This is a genomic window from Halopseudomonas sp. L-58 (assembly GCF_056859475.1).
In genome coordinates this window covers 147,958-163,297 of the sequence record NZ_JBSXON010000077.1, presented here as the reverse complement: position 1 = coordinate 163,297, position 15,340 = coordinate 147,958, and the positions used below count along the sequence as shown (strand labels likewise).

Sequence of the window (15,340 nt, the reverse complement as noted above, 5' to 3'; positions counted from 1 at the left end):
CAGCGACTGCTCGAACCCATCGGATATATACCGCCGGCAGAGGCTGAGGCAAACTACTATCGGCAACTAGCCAGTCAGGCTTCCAAGGTGGCGGCTTGACTTAAACCAAACAGCCTCCGCGAAACCCGGGGCGGTTCAAAGTGCGCCAGACCAGCATCGGTAATGGCGGCGCGGCGGCGCAAACCACCTTCAACTGGCTCTGCAAAAAGGTCGTCTTTGGACGCTTGGGCGGTTTCGTCGTAGAGATAGAGTGGGAAGCATTGCGTACCTCCATCTGTCTGTAGCTCTGGCGGGCAATTCACCATCAACGCAAGTTGGCCAACCTCGGCGGGGCGTTGCTTAACCATGATGAGCAGATTTTCTGCCTTGGCATCCGGGAAGATTCGCGGCATCTGACCAACACGGTGGACTACGTTCGAATCATAAGTGAAGGCTTGCTTTGTAAATGGCCGGTAGACCATGGTTCCAATACAATCTGGACGAAGCCTAAGCGGGGCGCCATCAGCGGCATTAGCAAATAAACTGCTAGTCCAACTAATGCGTGTCGCATCGCTGGATAACAGTGGCCTTACCTGGTCGATTCGCTCCTTTTTCGATCCTTGGAGTGATGCCGCACCAACGCGCTGAATCTCTGCGTTATAGAAATCCAGCATTGATACGACGTTGAGCTTCACCTTCGACACACTGGAGTTGATGACCCAGGCATCGCGTCCGGTCTCTAGCCCTCTGGAGTAGTTTTCAAAAAGCACTTCAGAACCTGTGTCGTCCTTGGCCCCCAGGACGATAAACTGACCAAAGCTATCATCACGCTGCTTTAACCAGTCACCATGCTCGTCCGGGATTACATGCTGCCAGCTTGGTATTCCGGCTACGCTGGCATAGCTGACGATCTTCTCCAGCTTTTCTTCGCGGCTGAGATAGTCGCCAATATCATGGAAGTGGATCTGCCCATGAGCCTTCGCTTCTGGGTTCTTTACCAACAGCGAGATAGCAATCGGGGCCCGGCTGCCGCTGCCGAAAATCTTGCCACCTTCCTTCCGAGAGGTTTCGCCGCTGGTACGTTGGTTGCCACGCAGATGGAACACATACAGGCTGGAGAATTCGTCTACCAGGCACTTTCGAAGACCGTCAGCAGTATTGGCCTCTACAAAACCAGCGTTGGTCACGAACCCGATGATGCCGGCATTACCAATACGATCACTGGCCCAGCGAATTGAGCGAATGTAGCTGTCATAGAGTGCGTTCTTATTGTTCGCGTCTGAACGAGCGGCATAGGTTGTTCGGATGCGTTCATCAAGGCTGGGGTAAGGCACATTCGCGTTGTTGGCATTGGCATCCCCTTGCCCCACAGAATAAGGGGGGTTCCCCACTATCACCCGAATATCCAACGCCTTCTGACGCTTGCGCCGGGCACTGTTGTCCTCCAGCAGCGCATCCACCAAATCGTCCTTCTCGTACATCTGGAAGGTGTCAGTCAGACAGATGCCTTCAAACGGCGTGTACTCGTCGATCACTTCGCCGTGGTAGGCCGCCTCGATGTTGATCGCTGCAATGTAGTAAGCCAGCAGCACCAGCTCGTTGGCGTGGATTTCGTGCTTGTACTTGTGTGGCAGCTCCGCCGGTTTGATCAGGCCCGACTGAATCAGGCGGGTGATAAAGGTGCCAGTGCCGGTGAAGGGGTCGATGATATGGACACCCTTGCTGCCCAGGGTCTGGCCGAACTCCTGCTGTAGCAGGTCGTTGACGCTGTGGAGGATGAAGTCCACCACCTCGACCGGGGTGTAAACGATGCCCAGCCGCTCGGTCATCTTCGGGAAGGCATTGCGGAAGAACTTGTCGTACAGCTCGACGATGATCTTCTGCTTGCCCTGGGCGCTGGTGATGCCGGCAGCCCGTTGGCGGACGCTGGCGTAGAACTTCTCCAGGGTGTCGGCTTCCTTGGCCAGGTGATGCTCGTGAAGCGCGTCCAGCACGCCTTGCATGGCCTTGGACATGGGGTTGTGGCTGGCGAAGCTGTATTCCTCGAACAGCGCGTCGAACACCGGCTTGGTTACCAGGTGCTGGGCGAGCATTTCGACAATCTCGCCATCGCTGATGCTGTCGTTGAGGTCGTCGCGCAGCTCGGCGGCGAAGGCGTTAAAGGCAGCCTGCTCCTGCGTGTTAGTCGGGTTCTCCAGAATGCCCTGAATGCGGTCGATGTGGGTGCGGGCGATCTTGGCAATGTCGTTGGCCCAGTCTTCCCAGTGATGGCGGTTGCCGCACTTCTCAACGATCTTGGCGTAGATGGCCTTTTCGATTTCACCCACTTCGTAGGTCAGCTCGGCCTGCTGGGTGAGCTGGCCTTCAGCATCGTGCTTGCTGCGTTTTTCGCCGATGCCGTACTGACCTTTGCCGGCCTTGCCGTTGCTGGTTCCGCTGGACTTCTTGGCCTTCTTGTCCACCTTATCGGTGATGGCGATGACTTCCATCTTGCGCGGGTCGGAGCCGATCAGATCGAGCTTGTTGACCATGGCGTCAAAGCTGTCGTCATGCGAGCGCAGCGCCTGGAGCACCTGCCAGACCACCTTGTAGGTCTGGTTATCGTTGAGCGCTTCGTGAGGCTCCATGCCTGCCGGGATGACCACAGGTAGTACGACATAGCCACGCTTCTTGCCGGGTGCGTTGCGCATCACCCGGCCAACGGATTGCACTACGTCCACCTGGGAGTTGCGCGGGGTGAGGAACAGCACGGCATCCAGTGCCGGAACGTCCACGCCCTCGGACAGGCAACGGACGTTGCTGAGGATGCGACAGGTATTGGCGGGCGGCTCATCCTTCAGCCACTTGAGTTTGGCTTCCTTCTGGCTGGCATTCATGCCGCCGTCAACGTGCTCGGCCTCGCAAATCAGGCGCGAGGCTTCGTCGATGCTCTCGGATTCCTGATAGGCCTCGACCACCGACTGGAACATGCTGGCGATGTTGATGGAGCTGACCTTGTGCTTGGTACCTTTGTAGTTGGGTGAAATGACCTGGCAGAAGGCCACGGCACGCTTCATAGGCTCGTCATCACCTATCAGCTGCTCATGCAGGCCCTGTTTGGCCAACGCCTTCCAGCAGCCGACGATCTTGGCCGCGTCATCCACTTTGAGCTGGTTGTTCTCGTCCTTCAGCATGTCCTGAAGGCGACGGCTGATGGTGCTTTCCTCGACGGTGAGTACCAGCACCTTGTAATCGGTGAGCAAGCCGCGCTGAACGGCCTCGGAAAAGTTGATGACGAACAGCTCTTTGCCGTACAGCGCCTCATCATCCATCGAGCACAGGGTGACTTCGCCGGATTCAGCCTTGACCTTGGCGCTGTCACCGTAGATGCGTGGCGTAGCGGTCATGTACAGGCGTTTGGCCGCGCGGATGTAGTCGCCATCATGAACGCGCACGAAGTTGCTTTCGTCATCGTCGCCAAAGGTGGCGCCGGTAGTGCGGTGCGCTTCGTCGCAGATCACCAGATCAAAAGCGGGCAGGCCATGGTCTGCCTGGGCACGGCTGATCACGTCGATGGAGTGATAGGTGGAGAACACCACGCTCATGTGCTCGGCATCGTGGCGCTTGAGCATTTCCACCGCGAGGCGATCCGCCTTGGTGGTGGCCGGATAACGCAGCTCGTGAGTGAACACCTGAACCGCGTCATCCTCTGCCTTGCGCTTCTTGCCTACGTCGCTGTCGGAGCAGACGGCAAAGCTGTGGAGCGGCGTTGCGCTTTCCTGCGTCCACTCGGTAAGGGTCTGCGACAGCAGCGACAGGCTGGGCACCAAGAACAGTACGCGCTTGCCCTTGCCAGCCAGCTGCTCAGCGATCTTCAGGCTGGTGAAGGTCTTGCCAGTGCCACAAGCCATAATCAGCTTGCCACGCTCGGCGTCCTTGAGGCCGGCCGCCACGGCGTTCAATGCCGTCTGTTGGTGATCGCGCAGTTGCTTGCGCGCCTTAAGCACCACCGTCTGGTTGGATTGGTATTTGGCCCAGTCGATCTGGCTGTCTTCCAAAGCTTGCAGGTCGATCTTGCTGACCGGCGGCTGCTGGCCCTGCAAGGCGTCCTCGGCGTGCTCACTCCAGTTGTTGGTGGTGGTCACGATGACGCGGTGCGAGAACGGCGCCTTGCCCGAGGCAGTGAAGAAACTGTCGATGTCCTTTTTCTGGACTTTGTAGTCCTCGGCGTACAGCTTGCACTGAATCGCGTGGTACTCGCCGGTGCCCTGGGTGCGCGCCACCAGGTCGATACCTGCGTCCTTGCCGCTGAGGCCCTGCTCCTTGGCCCACTCTGCGTACATCCACACCTTGTCGTACAGATCACGGTAGGTGGCCTCATTGCGCAGGTAGGCGCAGATCAGCTCCTCGAAGTAGGTGCCTTTTTCGCGTTCAGTGACTGAGGCGGAACGAAAGTTATCGAGCAGAGCGGAGAGGGTGGACATTGCGAATTCCTTTTGATTACAGCTAGCGCAGATCTCAGGCGCTAAACTTTCTCAGTCTATCAATAGCCGCCTTAGCGAGCATCCAAAAGAAAACCCCAATAGATACGAGATCTAATGGGGTTTTCTCTGAGACCATTAGCTTTGGCCGAGCCACTTAACTTTGACCGTGTGGACAAATAACTTTGCCCACCTACAGCCTGATCAGACGTCCAGGTTGGACACCGCCAGAGCATTGGACTCGATAAATTCGCGGCGCGGTTCCACGTGGTCACCCATCAGCGTGTTGAAGATCTGGTCCGCAGCGATAGCGTCTTCAATATTCACCCGCAGCATACGGCGACTTTCCGGATCCATGGTGGTTTCCCACAGCTGCTCCGGATTCATCTCGCCCAGCCCCTTGTAACGCTGGATAGTATGACGGCGTGCGGTTTCGTTCATCATCCATTCAAGGGCTTCCTTGAAGTTGCTGATCGGCTTCTTGCGCTCGCCGCGCTGCATATAGGCGCCGGGCTCCAGCAGGGTCTGCAGCTTCTCACCCAGCTCGGCCATGGTGCGATAGTCATTGCTGGCGAACAGGTCACGATTGAAGGTGACATAGTTCGACAAACCGTGGGTAATGGACTCGACCTCCGGTAGCCAGAGATGCCGTTCCGGGTCTTCCCGAAGGCTGACACGGAACTCCTGACCGGATCGCTGCGTGGGTGCGACGCGCTCTGCAAACCCTTTAATCCAGGTCTCCATAAAGGCCTTATCGGCCAGGTTCTCCACACTCAGGCGGGGCAGATAGATGAAGTGCTCCATCAACTCCTGCGGATACAGGCGAGCCAGGCGCTTGAGCGTTTTCATCACGCTGCGGAATTCCTGTACCAGACGCTCCAGTGCCTGACCGGTGATCCCCGGCGCGCCTTCGGTAACGTACAGATAGGAATCTTCAAGGGCTGACTGTGTCAGGTACTCTTCGAGTGCCTCGTCGTCCTTCAGGTACTGTTCCTGCTTGCCCTTCTTGATCTTGTAGAGCGGCGGCTGGGCAATGTAGATGTAGCCGTTTTCGATCAGCTCTGGCATTTGACGGAAGAAGAACGTCAGCAGCAGAGTACGAATGTGCGAGCCGTCGACGTCAGCATCGGTCATGATGATGATGTTGTGGTAACGCAGCTTTTGGATGTTGAACTCTTCGCGGCCAATACCACAACCCAATGCGGTAATCAGCGTGCCCACCTCGGCAGAGGAGAGCATCTTGTCAAAACGTGCCTTCTCGACGTTGAGGATCTTACCCTTCAGCGGCAGGATGGCCTGGGTCCGGCGGTTACGGCCCTGCTTGGCAGAGCCGCCCGCGGAGTCACCTTCCACAATGTAGAGTTCAGACAGTGCCGGATCCTTCTCCTGGCAATCTGCCAGTTTGCCCGGCAGGCCGGCGATATCCAGTGCGCCTTTGCGGCGGGTCATTTCACGGGCCTTGCGGGCGGCTTCGCGTGCCCGGGCGGCATCAATCATCTTACCCACTACGGCCTTGGCCTCACCGGGCTTCTCCAGCAGGTAGTCGGCAAAGAATTTGTTCATTTCCTGCTCGACGGCGGTCTTCACTTCGGATGACACCAGCTTGTCCTTGGTCTGGGACGAGAACTTGGGATCCGGCACCTTGACCGAAATGATGGCCGTCAAACCTTCACGGGCATCGTCACCAGAGGTATTGACCTTAAGCTTTTTCAGCAAGCCTTCCTGTTCGATATAGCTGTTCAGGCTGCGGGTGAGAGCGCTGCGGAAGCCGGCGAGGTGCGTACCACCATCGCGCTGGGGAATGTTGTTGGTGAAGCAGAGAATGCTCTCGTTAAAGCTGTCATTCCACTGCATCGCCACTTCAACGCCGATGCCGTCTTCACGCTGAAGATTGAAGTGGAACACCGAGTTGATGGTGCTCTTGTTCTGGTTCAGGTACTCGACGAATGCGCGCAGGCCGCCTTCGTAGCGGAACAGTTCGTGCTTGCCAGTGCGCTCGTCTCGCAGGTTGATACCCACCCCGGAGTTCAGGAAAGACAGTTCGCGCAGGCGTTTGGCGAGGATATCCCAGCTGAATGAGATGCTGCTAAAGGTCTCGGCCGAGGGTTTGAAATGAATCTGGGTACCCGTGCTATCGGTGTCACCAACTGCCGCCAGAGGGGCTTGCGGCACACCATGGACGTAGGTCTGCTCCCAGACCTTGCCTTCGCGGCGAATGGTCAACACCAGCTTCTCCGAGAGGGCGTTTACCACCGATACACCCACACCGTGCAGACCGCCGGAGACCTTGTAGCTGTTATCGTCGAACTTACCGCCGGCGTGCAGAACAGTCATGATGACCTCTGCAGCGGACACCCCTTCCTCGTGTGCATCGACCGGGATACCGCGGCCGTTGTCACGGACACTGATCGACTCGTCGGTATGGATGGTGATGTCGATATCACTGCAGTAGCCAGCCAGGGCTTCATCGATCGAGTTATCGACGACTTCAAAGACCATGTGGTGAAGGCCGGTGCCGTCATCGGTGTCACCGATGTACATACCGGGACGCTTACGCACCGCATCAAGGCCCTTCAGAACCTTAATACTCGATGAATCATAGGCTTTGTTATCGGTCATCTTAAGTCACTCCAGACTTCATTCGGTCTGCACAATGTGCCCATGTTCCACGTGGAACATGGATAAGGGTGTGTCTGCTTGCCAGCATTCACTCAACGAATCCGCATCGACGCAGCTGATAAACACCTGACAATCGAGCGACTCGAGCAAGCGGCACAGCGCTTGCCGATGGTGACGATCCAGCTCAGAGGGGAGGTCGTCGACCAGGAATACACAATCTCGCTGCCTTTCCATCAGACCTAGCAGCCGCCCTTGCGCGATCTTCATCGCACAGACGACCAGCTTTTGCTGACCTCTGGACAACACTTCGGCGGCGTTCATCCCGTTGACCCGCAGTCGCAGGTCAGCGCGCTGTGGGCCAGCCTGGGTATGCCCGAGTGCCATATCACGATCGAACTGCGACTCCAGCACCTCAGCCAGACCGCGCTCGCGATCCCAACCGCGAAAATAGCTAAGCGTTAGCCCATCTATCTGCAGCAGCTCCGCGAGTACGCCTTCGAACACCGGCTTCAGCTGTTGCAGATACGCCTGTCGGAAGCCGTCAATCTGCTCGCCAGAAGCGACCAGCTCGGCCTCCCAGGGGGCTAGCAGCGAACGTTCGATTCTACCACGTCGCAGCAGCGAATTCCGTTGTTTGAGGCTCTTTTGCAGTCGTTGCCACGCCGGGAGAAAACGATGTTCCACGTGGAACACACCCCAATCCAGATACTGCCGACGTTGTTTGGGAGCGCCCTCAAGCAAGCGAAAACTGTCCGGGTTGATCAACTGCAATGGCAGGACTTCGGCGAGCTCGGCGGTACTACGTGCGTTCTGGCCATTGATACGAATGTCGTAGTCGGCCTGCCGACTGCGAGTAATACCAATCTTGCTGGAGTTGCCACCCGACAAAAAAACCTCGCCAAAGACAGTACAGCTATCCTGCTGGTACTGAATAACGGGCTGCAATCGGGTACTGCGGAAGGATCGGGCGAGGCCAAGAATATGAATGGCCTCAAGCAAGCTGGTCTTGCCACTGCCGTTCGGACCGGAAACGAGGTTGATACGAGGAGAGGGGAGAAGGGTCACCGAGTGCAGATTACGCACCGCGGTGACCGTCAAACGAGATAGCGGCATTGCGCGTCAGAGACGCATCGGCATGACGACGTAAAGGCTTTCGTCAGATTCGGCTTCCTGGATCAGTGCACTGCTGTTGGCATCAGACAACACCAGCTTGGCCTGCTCATGGCCGAGCACGTTCATCACATCCAGCAGGTAACTGACATTGAAGCCGATCTCCAACGGCGCACCGCTGTAATCAACCATTACTTCTTCTTCAGCTTCTTCCTGCTCGGGGTTGTTGGCCTGAATCTTGAGCTGGCCCGACTCCAGCGTCAGACGAATACCACGATACTTTTCATTGGACAGAATCGCCGTACGGCTGAATGCATCGCGCAAGCTATGCCGATCGGCCACGACAATCTTGTCGCCGCCCCGCGGCAGCACACGCTCGTAATCCGGGAACTTGCCATCGACCAGCTTGGAGGTGAAAGTGAAGTCGCCGGTGGTGGCGCGAATGTGGTGTGTACCCAGTACGACATTGACCAGGTCATCCGCTTCGCCGAGAAGACGGGCCAGTTCAAGAACGCCCTTACGCGGCACGATCAGCTGATAGCGTTCCTGATAGTCGATGTTCGCATCAACGGTGCACATCGCCATGCGATGACCGTCGGTTGCTACCGCACGCAGCTGGCCCTGATTGATCTCCAGCAGCAGACCGTTCAGATAGTAGCGCACGTCCTGCTGAGCCATGGCAAAGCTGGTGCGCTCAATCAGGCGCCGCAGCTTGCCCTGACTGACGGCGAAACTCATGGCACCCGGGCCGTCTTCAACATTGGGGAAATCGTTTGCCGGCAGGGTCGCCAGGGTAAACCGACTGCGCCCGGCCTTGATCAGTGCCTTGCCGTCTTCGACCTTGAAGTTCAGCGTGGCATCGTCCGGCAACGATTTACAGATATCCATCAGCTTGCGGGCAGGAACGGTTATCTCGCCGTCCTCGCAGGCTTCAACCAACGCGATACGGCCAACCAGCTCGACTTCCAGGTCGGTACCGGTCAGTGACAGGGTGTTGCCGTCGACCACGAGCAGGACGTTGGACAGAACCGGCAGGGTCTGGCGACGTTCCACAACGCCCGCAACCAGTTGCAGGGGCTTCAACAGAGCTTCTCGCTGAATGGTGAATTGCATTGTCTTCCTTCGACCTCGTGCTGGTTGGCAGTGATGTGGGCTGACGGGCTCAGGTCGTCAGCGTCCTCAACAGATTCTTGTAGTCCTCGCGGATATCCGCATCAGTCTCGCGCAACTCGGCAATCTTGCGCGTGGCATGCAATACCGTTGTGTGATCCCGTCCACCAAACGCATCGCCAATCTCAGGAAGGCTGTGGTTGGTCAACTCCTTGGCCAGGGCCATGGCAACCTGACGGGGCCGTGCAACGGAGCGGGAGCGACGTTTGGACAGGACGTCGGCTACCTTGATCTTGTAGTACTCGGCGACGGTGCGCTGAATATTATCGATACTCACCAACTTGTCCTGCAAGGCGAGCAGGTCCTTGAGCGACTCACGAATCAGCTCAATGGTGATGTCGCGTCCCATAAAATGCGCACTGGCGATGACCCGCTTGAGTGCACCTTCCAGTTCGCGGACGTTGGAGCGAATACGCTGGGCAATAAAGAAAGCCGCATCGTGAGGCAGATCAACCCGGGACTGCTCGGCCTTCTTCATCAGAATGGCAACGCGGGTTTCCAGCTCGGGCGGCTCGACAGCGACGGTCAGGCCCCAACCAAAACGAGACTTGAGCCGCTCTTCCAGGCCGTCAATTTCCTTGGGGTACCGGTCACTGGTGAGAATGACCTGCTGCCCGCCTTCAAGCAGCGCGTTGAAGGTGTGGAAGAACTCTTCCTGCGAGCGCTCTTTCTTGGCAAAGAACTGAATATCGTCAATCAACAGCGCATCGACCGAACGGTAATAACGCTTGAAGTCGTTGATGGCGTTCATTTGCAGCGCCTTGACCATATCGGCGACGAAACGCTCGGAATGCAGATACACGATCCGGGCAGCCGGATTCTTCTTCAGCAGATGGTTACCAACCGCGTGCATCAAGTGGGTCTTGCCCAGGCCAACGCCCCCATAAAGGAACAGCGGGTTATAGCCATGCTTGGGATTGTCCGCAACCTGCCAGGCTGCAGCGCGGGCCAACTGGTTGGACTTGCCCTCGACGAAGTTCTCGAAGGTAAAACTGCGGTTAAGCAGACTGGTGTGCTTGATCAGGGTCGGCGGCGCCTGCGGCTGATCTGCAGAATTACCGGCCAGTTCAGCGGCTGCCTCGGCAGTACCGCTGTGATCAACCAGCGGTTGCGGCTGAGACTCGACCACCACCGGCGTAACCGGAGCAGCTACCGGAATCGGTGCAGGGGCAGCTGTCGCTGACTGCAGCGGTCGCGGCGCAGGCGCGGAGACCGGCGCGGCAGCAGTACGACGACTGCCAATCAGCAGCGACACCATCGGCGCCTGCCCCTGAGACAGATCGTCCATCAACTCCTGGATGCGATTGAGGTACTTGTCATTGACCCAGTCCAGCACGAACCGGTTGGGTGCATACAGACGGATCTCCGCCTGGTCGCCATCGACCTGCAACGGACGAATCCAGGTATTGAACTGTTGGGATGGTAGCTCATCACGCAAAAAATCGATGCATTGCTGCCAAAGTGCAACAGACACTGAATTCCCCCGGGACCACTGATGCCAGCGGCTGTTATTGAGTACAAAAAAGAGACTTCAGACCGCACTGAAAAGCGGTACTGACAGAGCGCTCTATTCTATCTGCTCCCCCCCTACTTATCCACACGCGTGACCGAAGCCGGGCTAAAAAAGTATCGCCAACGCCGACCCTCGACGTGCAGCAGAAACGATGAAAAAACGGTAACACCCGCGAAATCAGGGCGCCGTAGAAGCTGTGGACAAGGCAGCCTCAACATTGTTGGCAACAGAGCACGATCAATGGGGATAACTCCACCTGTGGATATCCCGCCCGGTTATCCACAGGTGGAGCACAGGAGTCAGATAGGTCAGGCAACCGGATGTCAACAGCCTTATGCTTAGGGCAACCCGTTGAGCTATATGGGAAAATTCAGGTTACCCACAGAAATGTGGTCGCCTATACATAGCTATATCTTTAATCTCTTAAACAATCTCTTTTCTTATATTTTTATCTATTCACGGGACGTTGAAAGGAAATTGACCACGGCACACTTTTTCTCTAGAATCACCGGTCCCTCGGAGGGGCACTTTGCTCTGATGTAACTTACTCAGGTATCTGAAGATGAAAAGAACGTTCCAACCCAGCGTACTGAAGCGCAAGCGCAACCACGGTTTCCGTGCTCGTATGGCTACCAAGAACGGCCGCGCTGTTCTGGCTCGCCGTCGTGCCAAAGGCCGTGCACGCCTGTCAGCCTAAGACCCGGTTTCCAGGTGGATCTCGGATTCGGCCCTGAATACAGGTTACTTAAACCTGGCCAGTTCAAAACCGTATTCGATGGAGCCACCTGCAAGGCCTCAGGACCCAGTCTGCTGCTGCTGGCCAGAGAAAACTCTCTGAGCCACGCGCGACTGGGTCTGGTCATTGCCAAGAAAAATGTCCGGCATGCGGTAGACCGCAACAAGGTCAAACGCATTGCTCGTGAATCGTTCAGACAGCATCGCGCTGAACTGGGCAATCTGGACATTGTCGTACTCGCCCGCAAGGGAGTAGGCGACCTGGACAATGCTGCGTTACATGCTCTGTATCAGGGCATGTGGCGCAGGCTGATCAAATCTGCTGCCAAAAACCGCTCACGTGACCCTGGACCCTCGTCATCCAATGCGTAGCATCGCGTTAGGGCTGATCAAGGTTTACCGCTACGCTATCAGTCCCCTGATGGCCAGTCACTGCCGTTTCTATCCCTCCTGTTCCTGCTACGCCCAGGAAGCCATCGAACAGCATGGTCTTCTCAAGGGAGGCTTGCTCAGTGCGCGCCGCCTCGGACGTTGCCACCCATGGAATCCCGGTGGGTATGATCCGGTACCCCCAGCTTCTGCCAACCGACCGAACCGAATGGCCAACAAACCATGAACCTCCAACGAAATATCCTCATTGGTGCACTGCTGGTTATCACCTATCTGATGGTGGTGCAGTGGAACAAGGATTTTGTCCAGCAGGATCTTGCGCCCGCAGCCCAGACGCAAGTAACCCCCCAGGACAGCAGTGACCTGCCCGGCGATCCTGGCGCCGTTGCCGATCCGCTGAACAGCGACGTTCCCGCGGCGATCAGTGCCGACGGTGAGGCACTGACGCCGGCCCAGGTGACGACTCCTTCGGCTGACGGTCAGCTGGTTCAGGTGAAAACCGACACCCTGGAACTGAGCATCAACCCGGTTGGTGGTGACATCGTTTCACTCACCCTGCCTCAGTATCCGACTCGCAAGGATCGTCCGGATCTGCCGTTCCAGCTGCTGGAACAATCGGGTAACCGTACCTACATTGCTCAAAGTGGTCTGACAGGGCAACAGGGCCCGGACAAGTCCACCGGCCGTGCACGCTACAGTGTCGAGCAGAACAGCTACACCCTGGCAGACGGCCAGGAGCAGCTGGTTGTTGACCTGAAATCCAGCAGCGACGGCGTGGATTTCACCAAGCGCTTCACCTTCACCCGTGGCAGCTATCTGGTCGACGTCAGCTACCTGATCGACAACCAGAGCGCGCAGCCCTGGAGCGGCAGCCTGTTTGGTCAGATCAAGCGCGATGGCAGTGGTGATCCGTCCAGCTCTACCGCAACCGGTATGGCCACCTTCCTCGGTGCCGCCTACTGGAGTGCCGATAACTCCTACACCAAGTTGAGTCTGTCCGACCTGGACGACAAGCAGCTGAGCGAGAGCTTGTCCGGTGGCTGGGTTGCCTGGCTGCAACACTACTTTGTCAGCGCCTGGGTTCCGAATGCCGAAACCAAGCACACCTACCGCACCCTGAAGGACCGCGGTGGCAACTACATCGTCGGCTTCACCAGCCCGTCGGTTCAGGTTGCAGCTGGTGAACAGCAGACCATTTCTGCCAGCTTCTACGCCGGCCCGAAAATTCAGGACGACCTGAAAGCCATTTCTCCCGGTCTGGAATTGACGGTCGACTACGGCTTCCTCTGGTGGATCGCCCAGCCGCTGTTCTGGGTTCTGAGCCTGATCCACGGCTTCGTCGGCAACTGGGGCTGGAGCATCATCCTGCTGACCTGCCTGATCAAGCTGATCTTCTTCCCGCTGTCTGCAACCAGCTATCGCTCCATGGCCAACATGCGCCGCGTTGCACCCAAGCTGCAGGCGCTGCGTGAGCAGTATGGCGATGACCGTCAGAAAATGTCCCAGGGTATGATGGAGCTGTACAAGAAGGAGAAGATCAACCCGCTGGGTGGCTGTCTGCCGATTCTGGTGCAGATGCCGGTCTTCATCGCCCTGTACTGGGTACTGATGGAAAGCGTCGAGATCCGTCAGGCTGAATGGCTGGGCTGGATCACCGACCTGTCGCTGAAAGACCCATACTTCATCCTGCCGATCATCATGGGCGCGACCATGTTCCTGCAACAGCAGCTGAACCCGACGCCGCCGGATCCGATGCAGGCCAAGGTAATGAAGATGCTGCCGATTGTCTTCACCTTCTTCTTCCTGTGGTTCCCGGCAGGTCTGGTGCTGTACTGGGTAGTCAACAACTGTCTGTCGATCGCACAACAGTGGTACATTACCCGCCAGATCGAAAAGGGCGCTGCGAGCAAGGACTAAGGTTCGGCACACCGCCAGTCAAACGCCCCGTTTTCGGGGCGTTTTGCTATCCACTGAAAACACCGGAGCCGCCATGAGCAAGCCTTATCATGCCGATACCATTGCCGCGCTGGCGACTGCCCCCGGCCAAGGCGGCGTCGGTATCATCCGGGTCTCCGGTCCCGGAGCCCGAGACATTGCCCAGCGCATCGCCCGCCGCGAGCTGCAACCGCGCTATGCCCACTATGGCCCGTTCTGGTCAGGTGAGCAGACACTGGACGAAGGTATCGCGCTGTTCTTCCCCGGCCCGCATTCCTTTACCGGTGAAGACGTGCTGGAGCTGCAGGGCCACGGCGGCCCGGTGGTGATGGATCTGCTGCTCAAGGCCTGTCTGGCAGCTGGTGCTCGTCAGGCGCGTCCCGGTGAGTTCAGCGAACGAGCATTTCTCAATGACAAGCTGGATCTGGCCCAGGCCGAGGCCATTGCCGACCTGATCGAGGCGAGCTCCGAGCAGGCCGCGCGCAACGCACTGAATTCGCTGCAGGGCGCGTTCTCCCAGCGCGTGCACAGCCTGACCGAGTCGCTGATTGCGTTGCGTATCTATGTCGAAGCGGCCATCGATTTTCCCGAGGAAGAGATCGACTTTCTCGCCGACGGTCACGTGCTCAATCAGCTGCAGCAGGTGCAGGCAGACCTGCAGCAGGTCCAGCGTCAGGCCGGGCAGGGCGCACTGCTGCGCGACGGCATGACGGTGGTGATCGCCGGTCGACCCAACGCCGGCAAGTCCAGTCTGCTCAATGCTCTGGCCGGGCGCGAGAGCGCCATCGTCACCGATATTGCCGGCACCACGCGGGATATCCTGCGCGAACATATCCACATCGATGGCATGCCGTTGCACATCATCGACACCGCCGGCCTGCGCGACACAGAGGATCAGGTTGAGCGCATCGGCGTGCAAAGAGCGATGGCAGCAATCAGCGACGCTGACCGGATTCTGCTGATGGTCGATGCCAGTCAGCCGGAAGCGAAGAACCCGGAGTTGCTGTGGCCCGAGTTTCTCGAACAACGCCCTGATCCGGCCAAGGTCACGCTGATTTACAACAAGGTAGACGTCACCGGCGATGCGGTAGCAGTCGAAACGGCGGATGATGGCTCGGTGGTCTTGCACCTGTCGGCCCGTCAGGGTGATGGTATCGACCTGCTACGCGAGCACCTGAAGGCCTGCATGGGCTTTGAGCAGACCGGCGAGAGCCTGTTCAGTGCCCGCCGCCGTCACCTGGAGGCGCTGGAAGAAGCCGCCACGTATCTTCAGCACGGCTTTGATCAACTGACCCTGATGGGGGCCGGCGAATTGCTGGCCGAAGACCTGCGCATGGCGCAGCAGGCGCTCGGCAAGATCACCGGCGAGTTCTCCGCCGATGATCTGCTGGGGCGGATTTTCTCCAGCTTCTGCATCGGCAAGTAACCT

The 15,340-nt window shown here is 57.8% G+C and carries 10 protein-coding genes; 5 read left to right on the top strand and 5 right to left on the bottom strand.

The annotated features are described in order from the left end of the window. Nucleotides 1-74 precede the first annotated feature (74 nt). The 5 genes from AC13EY_RS15945 to dnaA all read right to left on the bottom strand — a co-directional run bounded on the left by AC13EY_RS15945 (nt 75) and on the right by dnaA (nt 10,812). The gene (locus AC13EY_RS15945; RefSeq protein WP_482877565.1) at nt 75-4,442 is read right to left on the bottom strand and encodes a DEAD/DEAH box helicase; all 4,368 of its coding nucleotides are present in this window, start codon (nt 4,440-4,442) and stop codon (nt 75-77) included. A 201-nt stretch (nt 4,443-4,643) separates the two neighbouring features. Continuing rightward, on the bottom strand, nt 4,644-7,058 hold the full coding sequence (gene gyrB / locus AC13EY_RS15940) for a DNA topoisomerase (ATP-hydrolyzing) subunit B (RefSeq protein ID WP_228246024.1): 2,415 nt from the start codon (nt 7,056-7,058) through the stop codon (nt 4,644-4,646). A gap of 18 nt (nt 7,059-7,076) precedes the next feature. Further along, the gene (recF, locus tag AC13EY_RS15935) at nt 7,077-8,171 is read right to left on the bottom strand and encodes a DNA replication/repair protein RecF (protein WP_269688372.1); all 1,095 of its coding nucleotides are present in this window, start codon (nt 8,169-8,171) and stop codon (nt 7,077-7,079) included. A gap of 6 nt (nt 8,172-8,177) precedes the next feature. Beyond that, nucleotides 8,178-9,281: a DNA polymerase III subunit beta gene (gene dnaN, locus AC13EY_RS15930; RefSeq protein ID WP_482877563.1), complete on the bottom strand. Its 1,104-nt coding sequence runs from the start codon at nt 9,279-9,281 to the stop codon at nt 8,178-8,180. Nucleotides 9,282-9,330: 49 nt separating this feature from the next. Next, nucleotides 9,331-10,812 (bottom strand): chromosomal replication initiator protein DnaA, encoded by a 1,482-nt coding sequence (dnaA, locus tag AC13EY_RS15925; RefSeq protein ID WP_088275899.1) that lies wholly within the window; start codon nt 10,810-10,812, stop codon nt 9,331-9,333. 601 nt (nt 10,813-11,413) lie between these two features. On the opposite strand from dnaA, the gene rpmH reads away from it, so the two are divergent. The 5 genes from rpmH to mnmE all read left to right on the top strand — a co-directional run bounded on the left by rpmH (nt 11,414) and on the right by mnmE (nt 15,337). Next, on the top strand, nt 11,414-11,548 hold the full coding sequence (gene rpmH / locus AC13EY_RS15920) for a 50S ribosomal protein L34 (protein WP_074496262.1): 135 nt from the start codon (nt 11,414-11,416) through the stop codon (nt 11,546-11,548). Between the two features lie 14 nt (nt 11,549-11,562). Then, the gene (rnpA, locus tag AC13EY_RS15915) at nt 11,563-11,958 is read left to right on the top strand and encodes a ribonuclease P protein component (RefSeq protein WP_088275898.1); all 396 of its coding nucleotides are present in this window, start codon (nt 11,563-11,565) and stop codon (nt 11,956-11,958) included. Next, nucleotides 11,951-12,202 carry a membrane protein insertion efficiency factor YidD gene (gene yidD, locus AC13EY_RS15910; protein WP_088275896.1) on the top strand — a complete coding sequence of 84 codons (252 nt, stop codon included), beginning with the start codon at nt 11,951-11,953 and terminating at the stop codon, nt 12,200-12,202. Before rnpA ends, yidD begins: the two co-directional genes overlap by 8 nt. Next, nucleotides 12,199-13,893 carry a membrane protein insertase YidC gene (yidC, locus tag AC13EY_RS15905; RefSeq protein WP_482877561.1) on the top strand — a complete coding sequence of 565 codons (1,695 nt, stop codon included), beginning with the start codon at nt 12,199-12,201 and terminating at the stop codon, nt 13,891-13,893. The genes yidD and yidC overlap by 4 nt, the downstream gene beginning before the upstream one ends. A 73-nt stretch (nt 13,894-13,966) precedes the next feature. Continuing rightward, nucleotides 13,967-15,337, top strand: coding sequence for a tRNA uridine-5-carboxymethylaminomethyl(34) synthesis GTPase MnmE (gene mnmE / locus AC13EY_RS15900; protein ID WP_228246021.1), 1,371 nt, complete (start codon nt 13,967-13,969; stop codon nt 15,335-15,337). Nucleotides 15,338-15,340: the final 3 nt, after the last annotated feature.

Excerpts from the sequence above, each read along its gene's own strand:
- AC13EY_RS15945 (WP_482877565.1), bottom strand. The coding sequence starts at position 4,442 with ATGTCCACCCTCTCCGCTCTGCTCGATAACTTTCGTTCCGCCTCAGTC.
- gyrB (WP_228246024.1), bottom strand. The coding sequence starts at position 7,058 with ATGACCGATAACAAAGCCTATGATTCATCGAGTATTAAGGTTCTGAAG.
- recF (WP_269688372.1), bottom strand. The coding sequence starts at position 8,171 with ATGCCGCTATCTCGTTTGACGGTCACCGCGGTGCGTAATCTGCACTCG.
- dnaN (WP_482877563.1), bottom strand. The coding sequence starts at position 9,281 with ATGCAATTCACCATTCAGCGAGAAGCTCTGTTGAAGCCCCTGCAACTG.
- rpmH (WP_074496262.1), top strand. The coding sequence starts at position 11,414 with ATGAAAAGAACGTTCCAACCCAGCGTACTGAAGCGCAAGCGCAACCAC.
- yidD (WP_088275896.1), top strand. The coding sequence starts at position 11,951 with ATGCGTAGCATCGCGTTAGGGCTGATCAAGGTTTACCGCTACGCTATC.
- yidC (WP_482877561.1), top strand. The coding sequence starts at position 12,199 with ATGAACCTCCAACGAAATATCCTCATTGGTGCACTGCTGGTTATCACC.
- mnmE (WP_228246021.1), top strand. The coding sequence starts at position 13,967 with ATGAGCAAGCCTTATCATGCCGATACCATTGCCGCGCTGGCGACTGCC.